This window comes from Litoreibacter ascidiaceicola (genome assembly GCF_900129235.1).
Classification (GTDB): Bacteria; Pseudomonadota; Alphaproteobacteria; order Rhodobacterales; family Rhodobacteraceae; genus Litoreibacter; species Litoreibacter ascidiaceicola.
Genome location: NZ_FQUV01000011.1, coordinates 1 through 20001, shown reverse-complemented (window position 1 = coordinate 20001; position 20001 = coordinate 1). Strand labels below are relative to the sequence as shown.

General features: G+C 54.0%; 18 protein-coding genes. 9 read left to right on the top strand and 9 right to left on the bottom strand.

Annotated features, from left to right (window positions below; genetic code table 11):
* Positions 1-100: 100 nt before the first annotated feature.
* The 6 genes from BUB72_RS17145 to BUB72_RS17120 all read left to right on the top strand — a co-directional run bounded on the left by BUB72_RS17145 (position 101) and on the right by BUB72_RS17120 (position 4968).
* A complete protein-coding gene (locus BUB72_RS17145; protein ID WP_073146139.1) occupies positions 101-496 on the top strand; it encodes a VOC family protein in 396 nt (131 codons plus the stop codon).
* Between the two features lie 20 nt (positions 497-516).
* Positions 517-1041: a Twin-arginine translocation pathway signal gene (locus BUB72_RS17140; protein ID WP_073146084.1), complete on the top strand. Its 525-nt coding sequence runs from the start codon at positions 517-519 to the stop codon at positions 1039-1041.
* Positions 1042-1056: 15 nt separating this feature from the next.
* Positions 1057-2628 (top strand): GMC family oxidoreductase, encoded by a 1572-nt coding sequence (locus tag BUB72_RS17135; protein ID WP_073146083.1) that lies wholly within the window; start codon positions 1057-1059, stop codon positions 2626-2628.
* A 53-nt stretch (positions 2629-2681) separates the two neighbouring features.
* The gene (locus BUB72_RS17130; protein WP_073146082.1) at positions 2682-3920 is read left to right on the top strand and encodes a PQQ-dependent sugar dehydrogenase; all 1239 of its coding nucleotides are present in this window, start codon (positions 2682-2684) and stop codon (positions 3918-3920) included.
* Between the two features lie 59 nt (positions 3921-3979).
* Positions 3980-4300: a c-type cytochrome gene (locus BUB72_RS17125; protein WP_073146081.1), complete on the top strand. Its 321-nt coding sequence runs from the start codon at positions 3980-3982 to the stop codon at positions 4298-4300.
* 122 nt (positions 4301-4422) lie between these two features.
* Positions 4423-4968: a YaeQ family protein gene (locus BUB72_RS17120; protein WP_073146080.1), complete on the top strand. Its 546-nt coding sequence runs from the start codon at positions 4423-4425 to the stop codon at positions 4966-4968.
* A gap of 93 nt (positions 4969-5061) precedes the next feature.
* Here BUB72_RS17120 and BUB72_RS17115 read toward each other — a convergent pair whose 3' ends face one another.
* Positions 5062-5694, bottom strand: a complete 633-nt coding sequence (locus BUB72_RS17115; RefSeq protein ID WP_073146079.1) for a tyrosine-type recombinase/integrase — start codon at positions 5692-5694, stop codon at positions 5062-5064.
* Positions 5695-5959: 265 nt separating this feature from the next.
* Here BUB72_RS17115 and BUB72_RS17110 point away from each other — a divergent pair, with 265 nt between their 5' ends.
* Positions 5960-6514, top strand: coding sequence for a tetratricopeptide repeat protein (locus tag BUB72_RS17110; RefSeq protein ID WP_073146138.1), 555 nt, complete (start codon positions 5960-5962; stop codon positions 6512-6514).
* 419 nt (positions 6515-6933) lie between these two features.
* On the opposite strand, the gene BUB72_RS17105 is transcribed toward BUB72_RS17110, so the two are convergent.
* The 4 genes from BUB72_RS17105 to BUB72_RS17085 form a co-directional block, all read right to left on the bottom strand.
* The gene (locus tag BUB72_RS17105; protein WP_073146078.1) at positions 6934-7827 is read right to left on the bottom strand and encodes a hypothetical protein; all 894 of its coding nucleotides are present in this window, start codon (positions 7825-7827) and stop codon (positions 6934-6936) included.
* Positions 7828-8184: 357 nt separating this feature from the next.
* Positions 8185-9072 carry a DMT family transporter gene (locus BUB72_RS17100; RefSeq protein ID WP_342742175.1) on the bottom strand — a complete coding sequence of 296 codons (888 nt, stop codon included), beginning with the start codon at positions 9070-9072 and terminating at the stop codon, positions 8185-8187.
* A 402-nt stretch (positions 9073-9474) separates the two neighbouring features.
* A complete protein-coding gene (locus BUB72_RS17090; RefSeq protein WP_073146076.1) occupies positions 9475-10854 on the bottom strand; it encodes an IS5/IS1182 family transposase in 1380 nt (459 codons plus the stop codon).
* 92 nt (positions 10855-10946) lie between these two features.
* Complete coding sequence (locus tag BUB72_RS17085; protein ID WP_073146075.1) at positions 10947-11840, bottom strand: hypothetical protein; 894 nt, start codon at positions 11838-11840, stop codon at positions 10947-10949.
* 669 nt (positions 11841-12509) lie between these two features.
* Between BUB72_RS17085 and BUB72_RS17080 the strand changes: the two genes are divergently transcribed.
* Together BUB72_RS17080 and BUB72_RS17075 are read left to right on the top strand one after the other, a co-directional pair.
* A complete protein-coding gene (locus BUB72_RS17080; RefSeq protein WP_073146074.1) occupies positions 12510-12983 on the top strand; it encodes a DUF3859 domain-containing protein in 474 nt (157 codons plus the stop codon).
* A 367-nt stretch (positions 12984-13350) separates the two neighbouring features.
* Positions 13351-14046, top strand: a complete 696-nt coding sequence (locus BUB72_RS17075) for a phytanoyl-CoA dioxygenase family protein (protein ID WP_073146073.1) — start codon at positions 13351-13353, stop codon at positions 14044-14046.
* Between the two features lie 351 nt (positions 14047-14397).
* Here the strand turns inward: BUB72_RS17075 and BUB72_RS17070 are convergent, their stop codons facing one another.
* The 4 genes from BUB72_RS17070 to BUB72_RS17055 all read right to left on the bottom strand — a co-directional run bounded on the left by BUB72_RS17070 (position 14398) and on the right by BUB72_RS17055 (position 19759).
* Positions 14398-14745 (bottom strand): hypothetical protein, encoded by a 348-nt coding sequence (locus tag BUB72_RS17070; RefSeq protein ID WP_245814919.1) that lies wholly within the window; start codon positions 14743-14745, stop codon positions 14398-14400.
* Positions 14746-15007: 262 nt separating this feature from the next.
* Positions 15008-15430 carry a DUF7684 family protein gene (locus BUB72_RS17065; RefSeq protein WP_073146072.1) on the bottom strand — a complete coding sequence of 141 codons (423 nt, stop codon included), beginning with the start codon at positions 15428-15430 and terminating at the stop codon, positions 15008-15010.
* Positions 15431-15685: 255 nt separating this feature from the next.
* Positions 15686-16837, bottom strand: a complete 1152-nt coding sequence (locus BUB72_RS17060) for a DUF2130 domain-containing protein (RefSeq protein WP_073146071.1) — start codon at positions 16835-16837, stop codon at positions 15686-15688.
* A gap of 219 nt (positions 16838-17056) precedes the next feature.
* The gene (locus BUB72_RS17055) at positions 17057-19759 is read right to left on the bottom strand and encodes an AAA family ATPase (RefSeq protein WP_073146070.1); all 2703 of its coding nucleotides are present in this window, start codon (positions 19757-19759) and stop codon (positions 17057-17059) included.
* Between the last annotated feature and the right edge of the window lie 242 nt (positions 19760-20001).

Genomic DNA, 20001 nt, shown 5'->3' with positions numbered 1-20001 from the left:
TCCCATAGAAATAAACCATTCGGGTAGTAATCCGATACTACCCCGCCCCTACGCCGCCTCTTGTAGCCTTTTCTTACGACCAAAAAGGGGAGAGGTGGCTTTGGCCAAAACAATACATTCCATGATCCGCGTGCTCGACGAGGACCGCTCTGTCGCGTTCTACGAAACGGCGTTCGGGCTTAGCGTGGCGGACCGTCTGGATTTTCCAGACTTCACACTTGTCTACATGAGCAACTCGGAAAGCGGCTTCGAGCTTGAGCTGACGCTCAACAAGGACCGGACCGCGCCTTACGACTTGGGGGACGGCTATGGCCACCTTGCCGTGTCGGTAGACGATCTTGATGCAGAACATGCGCGATTTGAGGCTGCGGGCCTCGCGCCCAGAAAACTCGTCGAATTCGCACCTGCCGGAAAATTGGTGGGGCGGTTCTTCTTCGTGGCCGATCCTGACGGCTACCAGATCGAAGTGCTTGAGCGCAGCGGACGTTTTCAATGAACAATAGGGGAGGATACAAGATGGAACCCAAGCAAAGCCCAAAGGGGCTAACACGGCGCGAATTGCTTTCGCGCGCAACGGCAGCAAGTGCAACTTTTGTGGTTGGCAGTGGATTTCTTGCAGCGACAGATGCCGCATGGGCCGCAGAGCTGAACGCATTGCAGCCAGAGACGTTCGCGACGCTGGTGCAGATGGCACGCGATATCTATCCGCATGACCAAATCGGTGACGAATTCTATGTGATCGCCGTGAAAGGTTACGACACGGCAGAGGCTGCCCCCGGTATCGAAGTCGGCATTGCGGCCCTGAACGCAGCAGCGCAGGGCAAAGGCCACACAAGCTACCTTGGCACCGGATGGGAACGCGACCGCGTCGACATCTTGCGCGGGATGGAAGACGGCGCGTTCTTCCAGCAGATCCGCGGCGGGCTTGTCACGGGACTTTATAACCAAAAGGCGGTCTGGCCGCTCTTTGGCTATGAGGGCGCCTCGTTCGAGCTTGGTGGCTACATCGAGCGCGGCTTCAACGACATCAACTGGCTTTAGGGGAGGGCGCGTATCATGACGGCACCTTTTGATCTCACCGACGACTCCGTTGTTGTCATTATCGGAACTGGCGCAGGCGGCGGCGTGCTGGCCAACGAGTTGGCGCAAAAAGGCGTGAGCGTTGTCGCCCTAGAGGCAGGCGGACGGTATCTGCCCGAAGACTACGTGAATGACGAATGGGAAAGCTTCGGCCAATTGGCTTGGGTCGACGCACGCACGACCTCTGGCGACTGGCGTGTGGCCAAGGACTTCTCAGGGCTACCTGCGTGGATCGTCAAGGCAGTGGGCGGCACGACTACCCATTGGGCGGGCGCATCGCTGCGCTTTCAGCCCCATGAGTGGAAAGCAAAGACCACTTACGGCGACGTTCAAGGCGCGAACCTGCTGGACTGGCCGATTGACGCGGACGAGATGGACCCTTGGTATACATTGGCCGAGGACAAGCTGGGTGTGACTCGCACGGGCGACCGCCCGGGCCTGCCGGGCAGCAACAACTACCTTGTGTTTGAGAAAGGCGCGAAGGCGCTCGGCTACGAGGAAGTCCACACTGGCCGCATGGCGATTAATTCAGACGAGAACCGCGACCGCACAATGTGCCAGCAAACTGGCTTTTGCTTTCAAGGCTGTAAATGGGGCGCCAAATGGTCCGCCGCCTATACAGACATCCCTGAGGGCGAGGCGACCGGCAACCTGGAGGTGCGCGATCATGCCCATGTGGCCCGTATTCTGCATGATGACACGGGCAAGGTCACCGGCGTCGAATATTTCGACAAGGAAGGCACGTTGCAAACGCAAATGGCGCGCGTTGTCTGCGTGGCGGGCAACTCGTTTGAGAGCCCGCGCATTTTGCTGAACTCCGCGTCGGAGATGTACCCCGACGGCATGGCCAACAGCTCTGGCCAAGTCGGGCGCAACTACATGCGGCACATGACGGGCTCGGTCTACGCGGTCTTCGATAAGCCCGTGAAGATGTGGCGCGGCACGACCATGGCGGGGATCATTCAGGACGAATCCAAACATGACCCCGAGCGTGGCTTTGTCGGCGGCTACGAGCTTGAGACCCTGTCGCTGGGGCTGCCCTTCATGGCTGCGTTCCTTGACCCCGGTGCGTGGGGTCGTGAGTTTACATCCGCCTTGGATGCCTATGAGAACATGGCGGGGATGTGGATTGTGGGCGAAGACATGCCGCAAGAAACCAACCGTGTGACCATCAACCACGATGTGAAAGACCAATGGGGTCTGCCGGTGGTCAACGTGCATTTTGACGATCACCCTAATGACATCGCGATGCGCAACCATGCCTATCAGCAGGGGCAAGCGGTCTATGATGCGGTCGGGGCGACACGCACGTTCCCGACGCCGCCGTATCCGTCGACCCACAACCTTGGCACCAACCGGATGTCCGAGGATCCGCGAGACGGCGTTGTCAACAAATGGGGCCAAACCCACGACATTGCGAACCTGTTCGTCTCGGATGGGTCGCAGTTTACCACGGGGGCCTCGGAAAACCCCACGCTGACCATTGTCGCATTGGCCATTCGCCAAGCCGACCATCTGGCCAGCGAAATGGCCAAAGGTACGATCTAAACAACCGCCGCGTCCCATACTGGGGCGCGGTTTATTTTTGGGAGGATAGAATAATGAAATCACTATTATCTGCCTGCGCAACCACAGCACTGATAGCCAGCGCAGCCTCGGCTCAAACCAATCTGGAAAAGCTCGGGGCGTTCAAGTTAACGGGCACTACAGAGCACACCTTCGTCGACCAAAACGGCCCCGCTGCGGATTCCATCCGGGAGGTTTTGACAGGCATCACTGTGCCCGAAGGCTTCAAGATCGAGCTTTACGCATTGGTTCCAGATGCCCGTCACATGGCGATGGCCCCCCAAGGCACCGTGCTGTTTGTCGGCACCAAGAAAACCAAGGTTTGGGCCGTGATGGACCGCGACCGCAACCGCGTGGCCGACGAGGTCAAAGACTTCGCACCGTCGCTGGAGATGGACGTGCCCAACGGCGTTACCTTCTCGAAGGACGGGTTTTTGTTCATCGCAGAGCGTAACCGCGTGATGATGTATCCGGCAGCAGAGTTCTTCCACGAAAGCCCCGATGTGGTTGCCGTCCCGATCGTGCCCCAAGGCACGCTGATCCCTGTCGAAGAGGAAAGCTACAATCACACGGCACGTGTCGTGAAGGTGGGGCCGGATGACAAGTTGTACATTTCGCTTGGCCAGCCCTTTAACGTCGCGCCAGCTGAAAAGCTGGATCTTTATGCCGAGACGGGCATCGGCGGCATTATCCGCATGAACCGCGACGGCACGGACCGCGAGGTCTATACCTACGGGGTACGCAACTCGGTCGGGCATGACTTCCATCCCGTCACCGGAGAGCTGTGGTGGACCGATAACCAAGTTGACGGCATGGGCGACGACATCCCCCCCGGTGAGATCAACCGTCAGACTGAAATGGGCCAGCACTTTGGGCACCCTTGGTACGGCGGCGGGACAACACGCACCAATGAATACGCAGGCCAAGAGGTCCCCGTGGACGTGGTGCATCCGGTGTCTGAAACCATCGCACATGCGGCTGATCTGGGCATGACGTTCTACACCGGAAATATGTTTCCGGAGAAATACAAGAACGCCATTTTCTCTGCGCAGCACGGCTCTTGGAACCGCACAACGCCGGTTGGCGCGCGGGTCATGGTGACGTTCATCGACGATGAAGGAAACGCAACCACTGAGCCTTTTGCGGAAGGCTGGATTGACGAGAACGGCGAATATGATGGTCGTCCCGTTGATGTCGCCATGATGAAAGACGGCTCGATCCTTGTGTCGGACGACTTTGCGAATGCGATTTACCGGATCACCTATTCGGAATGACGAAACACTGGCTGCCTGCACGCAGGTGTGGGCAGCCATCCCTTAACGGAGAGCTTTGAATGAAACGTATTGCTGCGGCTATGGTCGCGATTGGGTGTCTCGCCATGCCTGCCTTTGCAGCTGACCCCGAGAACGGGCAAAAGCTGTCGCGCAAATGCTCGGTTTGCCACGGCAAGAACGGCATTGCCAAAGACCCCGAAGTTGCCAACCTCGCGGGCCAATCTGCATTTTACCTTGAAAAGAGTCTCAAGGATTTCCGCAACGGCATCCGCGAAGATCGCCGGATGTCGCTGATTGTTAAGAACCTTAGCGACGACGACATCAAGGACTTAGCGGCGTGGTATTCATCTTTTGTGGTCACTGTCGACGTTCCAGAATGACGGGGTGCTGCAGAGTGTGATCAGTATCCCTTAAAGGCTTGGGTTTCGGACGGTTTTTATCTGCTTTCACAAGGTCACCAGACGCATTAGGCATCAATAGCTTTGCAAAGCTGGGGACAATCATGGCGCAAAAGGCCACTATCTATAAAGTTGAACTGTCCGTTTCGGATATGGACCGTCACTATTACGAGACCCATAAACTGACCGTAGCGAAACACCCGTCAGAAACGGATGAACGATTGATGGTACGCATTCTCGCTTTTGCACTGAATGCCCATGAACGCCTAGAAATGACCAAGGGACTTTCAACGGATGACGAACCCGACATCTGGCAAAAGAGCCTAAGCGGCGAGCTGGAATTGTGGGTCGCGTTAGGGCTTCCCAGCGAGAAGGTCGTGCGTCAATCCTGCGGTAAAGCGGACAAGGTGAGCGTCTATAGCTACGGCGGCAGAACAGCTGACATCTGGTGGGAAAAGATCAAAAACAGCACCACCCGGTTTGACAATCTTCAGGTTGTTAACTTTTCTCAAACGGACACCAGCGCACTGGAAAAACTCGCGAGTCGCGCGATGAAACTACAGGTGAATATTCAGGACGGCGATGTGATGGTCAGTGTTGATGATAGCATCGTGTACTTCACCGCGGCGAAATGGAAAAATGCGGTGTAGTAGACCAATGTCCGCATTGCGAAAGCTGCAACGCAGCACAAGACTGGCTGACCAATGTCAGCTCCGGGCCGTCCGTGAAGACGGCCCAAGTTGTTAGATTTCAATGGCCTCTGCAATCGCAAGGGCATCTTCCAGTTCAACGCCGAGATACCGGACGGTGCTGTCCATCTTGGTATGCCCCAACAGGAGCTGGACCGCCCGCAAATTTCCAGTCTTCTTGTAGATCTGTGTCACTTTTGTCCGTCGCATGGAATGCGTGCCATATGCGCTCGCCTCCAGTCCGATTGATTTCACCCAATCCCGAACGATGCGGGCATATTGGCGGGTCGAGATATGCAGGCGTTCGTGGAAACGTCCAGGCCAAAGGTACTCGGAGCCTACCATGAGCTCGTCTTCCATCCACTTTTCAACCGATGCGCGTGTGCCTTCGGAGATTTCAAAACGAACCGGCTTCTGCGTTTTGCTTTGCAACACCGAAGCTCGTTCCTTGATCTGGCCGGACGCCATCACGTCGACGACTTTCATCTTCACGAGATCGCAGCCACGCAGTTTGCTGTCGATTGCCATGTTGAACAGCGCGAGGTCTCGATGGTTCTCGGCGAGTTCAAGTCGAACACGGATTGCCCAGACGTGTTTTGGTTTCAGTGGCCGTTTTTGCCCGACGATGCGCCCCTTGTTCCAAGCCGGGCGAAGTGCGCGAATGGCCGGTAAGTTTGGTGTTTCCATGACTGATCCTCCGATCCGCCATGCCCTCCCCAACGACAACCCGACGTTGACGATGCCACCATATCACAGGTTGCTGCGTCGCATCCGAGGTCGGCTTCGAGCCCTCTTCGACCGATGCTGCGCGATGCACGAATGTCGGCTGACTGGAAACTTTTCGGCGGGGCTGACCACCTACGTTTTGCAGGTGAGCAATTGGGCTTACGACTAAAGTAACGACGACTTTCTTTGGGGTTATTGGTATCACCTTCTTGCGGAGGACATGAAAATGCGACGATCGAAACTATCTCTGGCTGCAGTTTTTCTGGCGAGTGTCGCCAACGCAGAACCGCGTCTCACGTCCGAAGATGAGCTTGGAATTCTCAACCCGCAAGATACCGGTCGGGAAATGCTGCAACGCAAGATCGAGATGGGAGTCATCGACTCTGTGACCTGCTCTCTTGGAGTTAACGCAACCAAATACGACAATCACGAGCTGGCGAAAAAGCTGGCCAAGCAATGTGCCGAAGCGGGCTTCACCAAGGCAATGACCTGGGTAAGTCAGATGGAAAACAATGGATTAGGCGGAGAGTACAATCCTGATGAGGCCGCCGAGTGGGACCGTCGCGCCGCCGAAGCGGGCGACCCGGTCGGGCGCTTCAACCATGGACTGAACTTGATGCGTGGTCATGGCATTGCACAGGACGTGGAATTGGGTCGTCGCTTTGTGGATCAGGCCGCAGAAGATGGTTTGGAAATTGCGAAGCGTCTTCAGGGAGCCGAGTATGATCTGGATGAAGTGACGCCGGATGCGGACAACTGGAAGTATGCGCCACTCTTCTAAATCATCGACGCCGCTTTTCGCCATCGGTTCAAGCGCAAAGAACGAGAAGCAGTACTTTGAGTTGACCCGAAACGTATTGTAAATGAGCTTGGCTGCAGAACAGTTTATCGGGCTACGATCGTTGGAGCGGCCATTGCTGTCCACAGCATAAACGGCACAAATGTCCCGATGCAGTCATCTGGACATCCTGAATTGCTGCACTGTGCACCAAAGTCCGCTTCGGTGGGCCGCACCGCAGCATATCAAATGGTCGGCCAAGGTCAGCTTTGGGCCGTTCCCGAGGGGGGATGCGCCCTGTCAGGCAAACATGCTGCGACCGATCTAATGGCGGCTGTGAGCCCAGAGTGCAAATTTTCTGCGACGCAGCCAACGTCCGGTTCGGCTGATTTACTCAAACTCAAGTCGTCTTGGCGAAGTAATTAGGCCCACGAGATCATAAATTCCGGTGCTTCGACAGGGTGCCAATTCTTCCGTTCCGAATACCAGAGAAATTCCTTGTCCGCTTCATATAGGTAGCGAAAGCCAGCCAAAATTGGATAACGAACAGAGTCGGGTAGTGCGTTGTACTCAGCGGCAAGGCGTTCCCAGCGGAATTCGAACCACCCCATACTATCATTGGTGGGAAGTGCGTTAGCCAACAAAAGCGCTGTGCAGACTACAAAACCTGGTGTTTCACGCACATGAGCAACGAGTTCGACAACTTCACTAGGAAACCATGTTTCGTCTTTCGGAAATTGGCAGTTCTCCGACGACAAAACTTCATCTAACGCGTGCAGGTGTTCATCTGCACGATAGCCGTAGTCAGCCTTTGCGACGCTCTGGCGGGTTTGCTGATCCATTCCACGCGCGATTTGGCATAGTCTTTGGAGTATCTGATCCTGTGGCCTTGTGAGACGGCTCTGATCCGGTAGCAGATAAGACGCGGGTTCGTACCTATGAGCGTAGTCTTCCAAAGTATCTAACCCGCGAAGAATAGCTGAGCGCAGCTTCGATGGCGCGCTTCTAATGCTCTCAGTTGCCATCTCGGCCAACTCTTTTGCATCACCCGAGCAGAAACCGCGTTGAAGTTCATTACTCACGAGTGCGGCCACTGCAACTTCAGCACCCAAGTCTGGCTCCAACACTGTTGATATTAGCGTTTCATAGCATCCGGCATCAGCTTCGCCTTCTAACCGACAGGCGGCATGCTTCACTATTCTAGGAAGGTCGCTGCCCCCAGACTGAAGCAGCATTTCGTCATCGTACGATTGAAGAATGGAAATTAGATCAAAGGCAGATTGCGCCTGTCGAAAGGTAAAGTCTGTTCTCTCCATGCGCCGAAGCTATCAGCATGTTTTGGCGGATTAAAGGCTTGTCGCTGAAATAGGGCTTCGACCCAACTCGTACCAGAAGCCGACATTGCTGCGGCCGTAGCGAATGTCTCAAAAGTCCCGCAGACTGTGAGTTCAACCAGCCCAGGATACTGCTTATGCAGCGAATGGCGGCAATGCGGGCTGCGACCGCAGCATCTGGAATGCCCGCTGGATGTCGACTTTGGGCCGTCTGTGCTGGCGCGATCTGGGTTGATCCGAATGGATGCGCGAAGCGATTTAGTGCACGAGCCCTTTATTCCGCTTTGCATAACATGGATCAGTGACAAGTCATGCTGCAGTTAGGACGTAGGGCCGGGCCTAAAGTTCCACGGTCTTCGCGCGCCAAATGACAAATAGACCCGACAGGAGAATAAAGGCAGACCCTATTATCATGTTGGTGCTTAATCGTTCGCCGAAGAGGGCGATCCCGAGCGTGATGCCGAAGAGGAGTCGCGTATAGCGGAGCGGTGTGACGGCAGATACATCACCGGTCCGCATGGCTCGCATAAGAAGTGCATAAGCACCGACCCCGACAGGCACGGCAACCGCGAGGCAGAAGGCTGCGTCGCGACCGGGAATAACGAGCGGCGCGCGCTGCCAGAGGGTGAAGAGCGCGCCTGCGACGAAAACGGCAAGGAACCCGTAGAGCCCGAGGATAGACGTGGAGAGCGACCGGGGTGCCGCGCGGCTCGCAAGGTCCCGCCCCGCGAACCCTATCATACCGAAGATTGCCAGAAGGGAGAGGAGGGAGAAGGCCTCCGTTCCCGGCTGCACGATAACCAAGACCCCAATCATGCCCAGCAGGACGGCCCCCCATCTGCGCCAGCCAACGCTTTCGCCAAAGACAATCGAAGCTCCAGCCACGACGACGAGCGGTGTGGCTTGCAGGATGACCGTCGCTGTCGAAAGGGGGATCAGCGCCAGGGCGAGTACGTAGAATAGCCGGCCAGCGACCTCGAAGACGACACGGGCCAACATCGTCCGTGAAACGACAGCCGCACTGAACAGCGGCTGTCCATCGATCATGGCAAGCGCGGCGAAAACAAACGCGCCACCAAGGCCGAAAAGGATCAGGATTTGGCCGGTAGGCAGCGTTTCGGAGGCTGCCTTAATCAGCGCGTCTTCGGCGGCGAAGGCGGCCATAGCGCCGATCATGAAGCTCCCGCCGAGCAGGTTCTCGCGGTGATCGGCGGCAATTGAAATCAAGACAGCGTCCCCAAAAGGTGCAAATGCGGCATCATGGCATCCAAAAGCTTCTCAGCCGAGCAGCGATGCAACAGTAGCCTCGATTGCTTGAAGATGTAAAGGTCCGCACTATGCGCCAAGTGAAGACCAAGTGAACACGCGGCGAACTTCGTCTTTCTACCCAAGATGACGTCCGCCGCGCCAGCACCGTCCGAGCTTTCGCAACCGCGGCGAACGGCAGGAATGTCCGCAAAGCAGTCACCCGACCAGCCGAATATGCCGCGCCCAACACGAACGGCAGCTTTCGGGAAGGCAACCTGTTGAATTTTGCTAAGCTCGAATGTCCGGTTAGGGCCGATTGTGTTGAAAAACTCGGCTTGAGCGTTGTCATGATCTGCCGGTTTGTTGTTGGCCGCGTTGATCTTATGCCATCGCCGGGCCCATTGGGCGCAGTTTTGCGAGTTTCCGAAGGTTTTGGGCGGTAGCTGCCAGGAGGAATTCGTCTTTTGCGCCGTTTGGTCCACGAAGGCGGAGGCGGTCGAGCCGCATGATCTTCTTGAGATGTGCAAAGAGCATTTCGACCTTCTTTCGTCGTCGGCTCGCATCGGCGTAGGCGTCCGTTTTGGCAATCTGGCGTGCCTTGTCGCGGGCGGCCTCATGGACATGTCGTGAGACGATGCGCGCGTCTTTGTTTGGGACGCATTGTTCTTTGAGGGCGCAAGTTGAGCAGTTTGTCTTGCTGGCATAGTACCGCTTGATACCATCCTTGCTGACGCCCGTGCGTGCGGTGCGCATCTTTCGCCAGTACTTTTTGAGGGGATTTCCACCCGGACAAGTGTACTCATCTGTCGCAGGATCATAGCTAAAGTCGAGATTGGAGAACGTACCGTCCTTGCGATCGGATCTATCAATGACCGGAACATGCGGCTCGATGTCCTGATCCACAAGCCAACCAAGCATGTTGCCGGAACCATAAGCTGTATCAGCAGCCAAGCGGTCCGGAGACAGGTCAAACCGGTCTCGCGTGCGCGTCAGCATTGTTCGGGTCGCACCGACTTCGGCCTGACGAATGGCGCGGGACGCTTCAACGTCGAGGATGATCGCATGGTCTGTATCGATCAGGTAGTTGGTCGAATAGGCAAAGAACGCTGGCCCCTTCAACGCACCGGTCCACTGGCTGGCCGGGTCTGAGAACGATGTGAACTTTGGTGTCACTTCGCTGGCTGCACCGAATGCGGCATCATCCAAGGTCTCAAGATATTCTTGCACGGCTCGTGGCACGACCGCGGGGTCTATCTGCGCCGCGTCCCAGTCCGCTTTTGGCGCCGAGTACTGCTTGTTGGCATCAGCCTGGATGATGCTGGCATCCGTCGCAAAAATCTCGCCACCCACCAAACCCTCTGCCATGCAGCGTGCCACGACGGCCTCAAACAAATGCCGGAACAGATCGCTATCACGGAACCGGCCGTGTCGGTTCTTGGAGAAGGTCGAATGATCTGGGATCGGATCTGAGAGATCGAGCTTGCAAAACCAACGGTAGCCAAGGTTAAGATGGATCTCTTCGCACAAGCGGCGCTCTGACCTGATGCCAAAGCAATAGCCCACCAACAACATGCGGATCATCAGTTCCGGGTCAATCGAAGGGCGGCCAGTATGACTATAAAAATCCGAAAGATGGGCGCGAATGCAGCTCAGATCCGTGAACCTATCAATCGCGCGCAACAGGTGATCCGGTGGAATGTGATCCTCAAGCGAAAACTCATAGAATAACGCCGCTTGCGCTTCCTGCTTCGGTCCCATCATCGCGATAAATCCCCTGCATCGATACAAAGATTGAATCAGCCATCAACGTCATAAACAAGAAGAGTTTTTCAACACAATCGGCCGCATCCAGCCTATTCGGCGCACTGCTCTTCATACCCCTCAATTGCCATGCTCAAAAAACCTGCAATCATTTGATCGCCCAGAGCATCCAAGTTCGGGTTCGAATTCATTTCGCCACTCTCCATGAACCTCTTTAGCAGATCAGGATGATGCTTGTTCATGAGTGCCGCCAAGATGAAAGCAGTGCCCATCGCCTGCTTTTCATCTGTTGCCTGCAAGAACTCGATAGAGGACTGAGACACGCCAAGTGCCAAGATACTATTAAAACGCTCATCTTCCGGAAGCGCTTCTGCCGCAGAAAAGGCTGACTCAAAGTCAGCAGCAGTGTTCGACGAAAGAACTTGTTCGAAGTCTCGGTAGGCGGAGCACGCTTGTGCACTCAACCCATGATCTTTTCCATCATTTCCTGCTTCGGTGGGCCTCTCCGCTGTCTGATCTTCTTGGGGGCAACCTTTGAAGGGAAAGTACGTCTGCCCGCCGTAGAAATACTCTTCCCCAATATGGTTGCGGCGCGCTTGCTTGTTCTCTTCCACAATCCGGTCGTAGATGCTCGGGTCCGAAATCGACGCAAAACAAGCGTCTTTCATGTTTTCGACTCCGATCATTCCTCGTGTTTCTGCGGCTTGCTCTGCGGCATTCTCAAAGCAGATCCAAACTTTTTCGTAAGTATCATTGCGCTCCCTGCATCCATCTATGACGCGTTGCGCACTCGGTCCGTACAAATCATCCAGAAGCGCCGTTTCCAGCATCTCGTGGGCAACAACGCCTTCCTTCAAGCATTGTGGCATATTGTTGTATGAGTCTGCGTGCACCTCATTGCACTCATCGATAACTTCCGTTGGCACTTCGGCTCCCGCCATCGATGCCACACAATAGAAAATACTTGCTGTCAGAATGCGCTTCATTGCCAACCTCATTGTTTGCCTTCGAGGCTAGTTTGGATCGTGGGGCAAGATCAACATCAACGTCTACTGGGGAGCATCGGGCAAACTCAGCGCCCGATAGATTGCCATCCGTGACATGTCCACCTTCAATGGCACCCCATCCTAAACAATGCGTTGCGAGGCGCTGGAAATGACAAGGTTGGGTTCAAGTACCATCTGAATACCTCTTTGATCTGGGGTAGAAGATAGAAGCACTGATCAGGGAAGCCAATGTCCGCAAAGCTGGATGCTGTCGCAGCATTTTAAGCAATCGGCGAAGGTCCGCTAATGGGGGCCGTCCACCGCGATCTCTTTGCGGTAGTCTGGAAAGGTCGTGGATAGTTTCTATGAGGGATAATAACACTGCCGAATTCGAGCATTTTTCCTGAGGCTAACTACGTGCAGGTAGGGGGTCAGTGAGATAGACATTGCCAAATGTGTTCAATGCCAGATTCGTCCGCCTATCCAAACTCACCAACGCATAATGCCCTTGTCAGGATCGAGTTAACTCAACATGGTATCCTAGGATGAAATTTATCTGGGTCACCTTGGTGAGTGGACGAATGGACAAGAGTTACGCTATGGGGAGCGTGTTTCAAGCTCTTGAAGGTGCTTCGTAACATGACATGGCGAATGGTAGGAGGAGCAATCATGCTTGCTACGATCATCTCTGGAATTTTTCCGGGAAACGGCAAGACCCCACTATTCCTTGAGTATGGCTACACTGCGGACTTTCCGCAGCAGCAGCACATCGTTTCGGGTTTCGACACTGTTGATGGTGAACTGATACGATCTCGCTCCACCGAAAAACCATTGTTCGTAAATTCTCGCAAGGTGCCTGCAACTGTAGGTGTCGCCTTTGGCTTCTGGGTCGAAGTGCCAAGTAATGTATTTGCAAAACCATTGCGAGGGTCAGTTCACCACCCTGCGATGGGACCGGAGAGCAGGACCAACCAAACTTGGCCACTCGAAAAGCATTTTTTTGGGGGAAGGCTATTTGTCGGATACCGTCTCGAAGACGAATACGAGCTCGTACTGGGTGATTGGACGTTTGAGCTTTGGGAAAATGATCTGATACTTTTCGAGCAAACCCTAGAGCTGGTAGATCCAGCGACCCTTCCGTGAACTCGAGGCACTAGGGTCCTCTAGTCAGACATCAAACTGCTTTCCCAAGTAAGTAAACGCTAGGGGTATCTAAGCTAGCCTTGGCAGTAGCTAAATTGCCATCGTTCGCGATAGCTGAACTTACGAAAGGCAGTTATGTCCGCAGACTGTGAGTTCAACCAGTTCAGGTTACTGCTTATGCAGCGAATGGCGGCAATGGGGGCTGCAACCGCAGCATCTGGAATGCCCGCTGGATGTCGGCTTTGGGCCGCTCGGCGCGCTTACTGCTCATGCTGCGGGGCGGAGAATGGCTGGAAAGAGCCCGAAGTGACATTATTCGGCGGCGCAGCTAATGTCCGCTCAAGTAGTTAGGAAGTACTCGCGCGTAATGACAACGGATCGAAAACTTAAAGATGAATTTGAACAATATGGCCGCGTTTGGCTTCGGGATGCTGTTTCGGATGCCGATCTTAAGCTTTTGGACCAGGCTACTGCTGACAACACCAAGGCTGGCCAAAGGCTTGGCTCATCTTCGGCGCTCGACACGGTTCTTTCGAAGAACAGCTCATTGCTGACTTCGATCCAGAGGCTTGATCCAATGGCAGTACCTGTCCGAACTGTTGCTTTCAATAAGTCAGAAGGTGCCAATTGGGGCGTTCCGTGGCATCAAGATCGCGTCATAGCTGTGAACGATAAGGTTGAAATTGAAGGTTATCACAACTGGACCAAAAAATCAGGTACTTGGCACTGTGAACCACCTGAGGCCATCTTGGATAGCATGCTGTTTGTTCGCGTTCACCTTGATGAATCAAGCGAATCTAATGGCGCTATGGAAATCTCTGTTGGAAGTCATATCGGCGGCATCGTCCCGTCAGCCAAAGCTGAAGAGACTGCAAACGCTTATCCAATCGAGGTGTGCAACGCCAAACGCGGCGACGTACTTATTCTCAAAATGCTGACACTTCATCGTTCAAAACCTGCGACAGTCCAATCGGGACGAAGAGTTTTGCGGATTGATCTATCTTCATTAGCGTTGCCGCCACCCATGTTTTGGCATGCGGAAAAAACCGAAACCCGACTTTAATCATCTGGATACAAACGGCGGCAAAGTCCGCGCTGCGGACATCTGCGCTATACTGCAATGTACTGACCGCCGCTGACTGGGCGGCAAGGTGCGGGTTCGGTGGGACTGCGGTTGCGTTAGCTCAGATCCCGGGCAAAATGGCGGAATATTCTTAACCTTCGATTCCAAAGGACGGACAGCTTCTGGACAAGACGGTCCAAGTGCCGATTTTCCTAAAGCTGAAGGGTTAGGAGACCGGTTCAAGAGGTTTAAATGAAAAAAGCAGAGGAAAATTAGGTCAGTACTTTTTACCTATAAGCTTGATTATGTTGTATCAAATCGGGATGCCGACTATTCCTGAAGGTCAATTGATCACTTATTGCTGTCGATCCAGCGTGACATCAGCTGGCGATCTTTGAAACACTCATGGGGAACTTGGCGCCGTTTGATGCGGGCAATGCGTTCAGCAAAAGCAACCTGTTTTGAGCTCGCATACTGGGAAAACTCGCTCGGCGAATTGAGAACAGCAGCATTGGCATCAATCCATTGAGACAGCGAGCGACGCGACACCTGTGCTTCCCATGGCAACACAATCCCACCAGTCAATGCAATTCGTCGCGCGAACCGGATCTGTTTTTCTGTAGCCGGCAACTCAGACTGATCGGGTCCGCCATAAGGGTTCGCCTGAGAGTTCGGTTGAGACTGGAGAGCAAATACCATAATCTTGTCCTCTCTTACTGATTTAGAACAAAAATAGAACATGCTGACTGAATAGTCAACATTTCGGCAACTTCGCCCGGTGCCAATTGAGATAACTTGGCCTTGAGATGGATCGCCATCCACGCAACGAAGGCAGCCGTTCGGGTTCTGAGCTACTGATCAGTTGGATCAACTGCTTTGTACGACAGTTTACCCTCAGATGGCCGCAAGGTCTGCTGTGCGGGACAAAGCTACCTTCTTTTAGGTTACAATTGTCGCAATATCATCCAACTTTATTGAATAGTTCTTCGATGGCCTCAGCTCGGCTTTCGTCTCTAAGATCAAGCACCAAAAGATTGGTGAGTGGTTCGTCCGTATAGGAGAACATCGCATCTATCTTTGCAAACCTAACCACTTCTTCCAGTGTGTCATCCGTGTGCCATGTCGTCATCACGAATTGATCGTCAGGAATACCGCCATCGCCAAATTTCTCAATGCTTGCATAATCTACGCTGTCATCCCAAAGAGAACAATCGAGACCCCACGCCATGGTATACAGGCACCCGCTATCGACTAAGGAACGGCTTAGTTGATGTCGGAAGCCATCTTCGACAACCCTTTCAATCAACAACAAGCATTTGTACTTGCCGAGCTGAGACGGGAGCAAGGTTGATTTGTCAGAAGACACCAATTGATACAAGAACATGTGGTCAGGTCACTCGATTTGAAGCGAAGTGTCAATTTGCGCATTAGGTAACTCAGGGCTCTCACCTGCCGTTAGATCGATCGCAGCATCTGATCGCTAGGGCGTCGTTGCCTCGGACAGGCACGGCCCAGAGCCGCCGTTGGCTGATACCCGGCAATGCCGCGGTGCGGCCCGTCGAAGGAGACATTCGCTGCACATGCATCAATAAAGCTGCCGACAAAATACCAACCGCCTATTTCGAGGCATTATCGAGCCTTAGTCATCTTTCCCGATCAACAACGCTTCAACGCTTTCAATGTCAGGCATCGAACGTCCTGCGATCCCTTGCAAATCGCCGTGCATCCCAACCGTTGACGCTATCACCAGATCAATCTGTTTGGCTCGCAAAGCCCATTGCTTTTCGATGAAAACGCGTTCCTTGCGTAGGTTATCTTGCATGTCCTCGAAGCGCTCGACGATCGCATCGACGCGCTGCTTGAATTGCGTTCCGGTCAGGTAATCATAGATCATTTCCATCTTGGTCTCCTGACCCATCGCGCGGCCCTTGGCATTTGCCAAGTCGATCAAACCTTGGCGCAATGAAGACGCCAGCGGAACCGCATAGCGCGGCGCGCAGACCCAAATGCCATCAATCATGCCGAAGCTGTCAATCCCCTCAGGCAAGGCTTGGGAAGCAATCACAGCCACCTCACATCCCGCGGCCCGCTGGTCATCGCGTAATTTGGCCAGCCAACTGGCGGTCCAGTTTTTTGTCCGTTTGCTTTCCCATAAGATACTGCCTGCAATGCCGTTGGTTGCGGTCACGTCCTGACGCACATCGGCACCGCTTACGCCTTTGGCGATCGGAACAAAGGAATCCATCGGAAAAGCCGCACCAATGGTTTCTTCCAACACGATCTCTGCCGCCTCACCTTGGGTCTGCATCGAACCTTGTTCGGATTTTTGTTTCAGCGCTTCGATTTGACGTTTCATGCCCTGCATGACTTGTTCTTGCTCGGCCAGTTTTAATTCGGCTTTTTCATTCGCCTCGCGGGTTAGTTTTTCGGCCAGTGCAGGACGTTCCGCCGCAAGCATTTTTTGCAAAGTCAGCTCCATTTCGGCCTCCTTGTCTTTGAGCTCCTGTTCCCGTTTCAGCGCAGCAGCTTGGACCATCTGAGCCTCGCGCAGCTTTTCGCCCTGCTCTTTGATGCGTTCTTCAAGAGCTGCCTGTTCTGCTGCGGTTTCAGCTTTGGCCGCATCCTTAGCCTGCGCCCGTGCAGCTGCCAGCGCCTTTGTCGCTTGTGCCTCTTGCTTGGCCAACTCATCATTGAAAGTCGCCCTGAGCTCGGCCAACATGGGGCCAGCTAGTTGCTCGGTCAGCTCAATTTCATTGGAACATTTTGGGCACTGGATCTTCAACTCGGACATGCGTTCGCCTTAGAAATTCGGAGAAAATACAAGCTATCATGTAACTCAATGCACCTCCAGAGCGGCACTTCTGACCAACAATGTTTCGCCTGATCATACTGCGTTGCGCTTACAGTCAGCTCTCCTTAATCAAGCCCCGTGGGCTGACAATGGAGCAACCTGTAGAAATTTTATTCTTCGAACGTTTGAGATGAACCAGCCAAGCCTTATGATGAATCGTCACAGAAACTCTGGCACTGGACCCTTCTCATACTGATGACCTTTCTCAAGAATGGCTTTTCGATCTGAGACCGTCTTGTGAAAATCGCTCAAGGCTTGCAAATCTGCATCGATTTCGATCTTAGTTGGCAGGTCTTGCGGCAAGTCTGCCGCCCTATCGTGCCCGGAATAATGCGAGCATCGCTTCATTCCCTCGAAGATCGCTGGGTAGTCATCTGAAGGATGATAGCAGGCATGTTTTAGACTTTGGGTCATTACACCTGGCTGGAAGCGCTGGATAGTACCGTTGAATAGGATTTCCTCAACGATCCGCTCCCAAGTCTCGCGCATCAGCGTATAGATGGATACGAGTGAATCGCGAAATTCCTGAACCGCCGGATCATATCCACCCTTATAAAATTTGGCCTTAGCTTCGTTGAGCTCGCCGATGCGCTGCTTTGCCTTCTTGGTGTGGTTCGGCTTACCCGAGTCATCAATAATCCCGAACTTAGTTCCACCTAGACTCGACATCCATTCGGTATGGCAGGGAATATCGGCACGGCGTGCCTCATTCTCCATCATGTAATGAAACATGATATTGTGCGTAAAGATGATGACTTGGCGGCCAGCCGAGGCCTCTGCCGCAAGCCGCTTTGCAACTGCTTCCATTCGGGAGTGATCCAAAGAGGAAACCGGATCATCGACTATGATGCCGTGTTCGGCACCAACTTCGATCAGCTCGGCAAGAAAACATGACAACGCAAGCGCTCTCTGCTCACCCTCGCTGAGCACATCGCTATTGTTTGCTACACGCTGATGGGCAGTCAAACCAACTTCAATAATACTGTCAGAGCCCGCACTGCGGTCGGAAAGATCGATGGGAATATGCGAGAGCTTAAGGGTATCCAGTTCGTCTGTGAGTTGCGATTTCAGGCTCTTGGTCAATATCACACGGCGACGGGCCGTGAGCTGGCGTGCAATGGGACCTGAGCCACACAGCTTGCGCGCCTCTTTGATCTTGAGCCGTTCCACGAGCTGTTTAAGCCGGGCGACCACAATTTCGACCTCCTGACTTAGCTTCTTTGCATCTTCGAGCTCTGCCTTTTCGGATGCGAGCGCTGTCATGCGCTCTTCATCGGCATCTGCGTTTACCAGATCATCGATCTGCGCCTGCAGGTTTTCAAGCGCTGCATCGATCTTTTGGATGAGATCGGCTTGGACAACTTCCATAGCATCCGCCCCATCAAAGATGCCCGCTTCGATCTTCGCCTTCACCGCCTCAAGACGCGAAGCAAGAACACGGTAACCAAGCGCAATCTCATCGACAAAAGCCTGATGGTCATCGCTCAACCCGCCAAAAACGCCAAGAAGTGCTTTGGTTTGATCCTGCGTGCCAAGGCGGACAGCATTGATCGAAGCGACAAGCACCTCGTAGTCTTCTGTGGCTTTCTGACTGTCGCTGGCAGTGCGCCCCGAAATATACTCATCGAACTTCGCCATCCGTGATGCCGCGTCGTCCTCCAAAGGTTGCTGACAAAGGACGCAGGATTCGCCAGTGGCCAGCTTGGGGTCATCGCGCTCAGGGAAAGCTTCACCGGCAAAGTCGCGGGCATAGATCAGCATCTGTCGCCAGGATTCCGAACCGATTTCCGGGATCGGCATCCCTTTTCCCAGACCTTGGGCTGCAGCCTTGGCCGCCTCGGACTTTGTCGTCATATCGGTGTGGGCATCTTTGATCTTGGCGATACCATCATCGGCAAGAAGTCCAAGGTGACCGGAAACCTCGGTCTTTATATTCTCTAGCTCCTGCTTCGCCGATCTGTGAGACCGCAGCCGCACCTTAGGATCATCGCGAATTTCATCGCTGACGCTTAGGAGAGCGGCCTCCTTTTCATCATTCCATACGGAGAGCGCGCGCAGGCCCGCTTCATCGGGAAGATCGGCTAGCTCTGTTTCAGGGACGAGTTTTGCAAGAGCCTGCGAGACAGCGGTGCCATCCGTATAGCCAGCAGGAAGTGGCGTACGGATCGCCACATCGATGCCGTTTTCCCGCACCTCAAAATCACCGTCCAGCGCCTTTGCTGCCAGAGCGAGCTTGTTCAAAAGGTCGAGCTCATAGGGTAGGAATTCAACTTTGCGGTCTTTGTCTACGTAAACGCGCGCCGTCGCCGTATCGAATACGGATATCCTTGCTAGTTCTGCCGGAGACGGATCGCCATGTCGCCAGGTTGTCTCTTGACGCTCAGGTTCGTCGCCTTCCATGCCGAACACAAGGTCAACTTCTGGTGGGTCGGCTGCGGCGGCCTCATAAACATTGCCTTTGAGGTCCTGAGGACTGAGAGACCTGCAAAGCTGTTTAGCTATTCGGCAGTAGCCGCTCTTACCTGATGCATTGGCACCATAAACAAGTGTGATCCCATTCTTCGCGAATTTGATCGGAGGCTGGTCGCTTGCCAGCCGATCTACCCGACGAACAGGTCCAATCGCGCCAAGAATTGTGCGGGGGGCGTCGGCTGCCGGATCAGACAGGTGCTCCGCAGCTAGGGGAGTAACCGCAGCAACCTCATCATCGATCAGTTCGCCTGCCTTCTCAACAACCCTTCGTAGGTCAGATAAGTCTTCTTCGCTCAACTCACCCGTTGCCGCCAGCCGCCGTAGCGCGTCCCTTTGCCAATCAGGCCGTACTTCTTGATTTGACCAAGTAATAAGCTCTTCAAATGCCATCAAACTATTGTCCTTAAAAATGCCGAACAGCGATGAGCCGCTGTTTGTTCGCCACAGGCTAAGCCAAGTGCCCTTTATGCGAAAACGCAGAATCGTTGGAGCGGAAGAATTATTTTGAAAGAGTCGAGAACAAGCTCACAAGATCATTGTCGGAAAACTCTGTATCGGCGTGACTGCTTCGCCCACGAGAGTTTGGTTGGTAGTCACCATAGTCTGACACTTCAATTTCACTGATTTTCTCA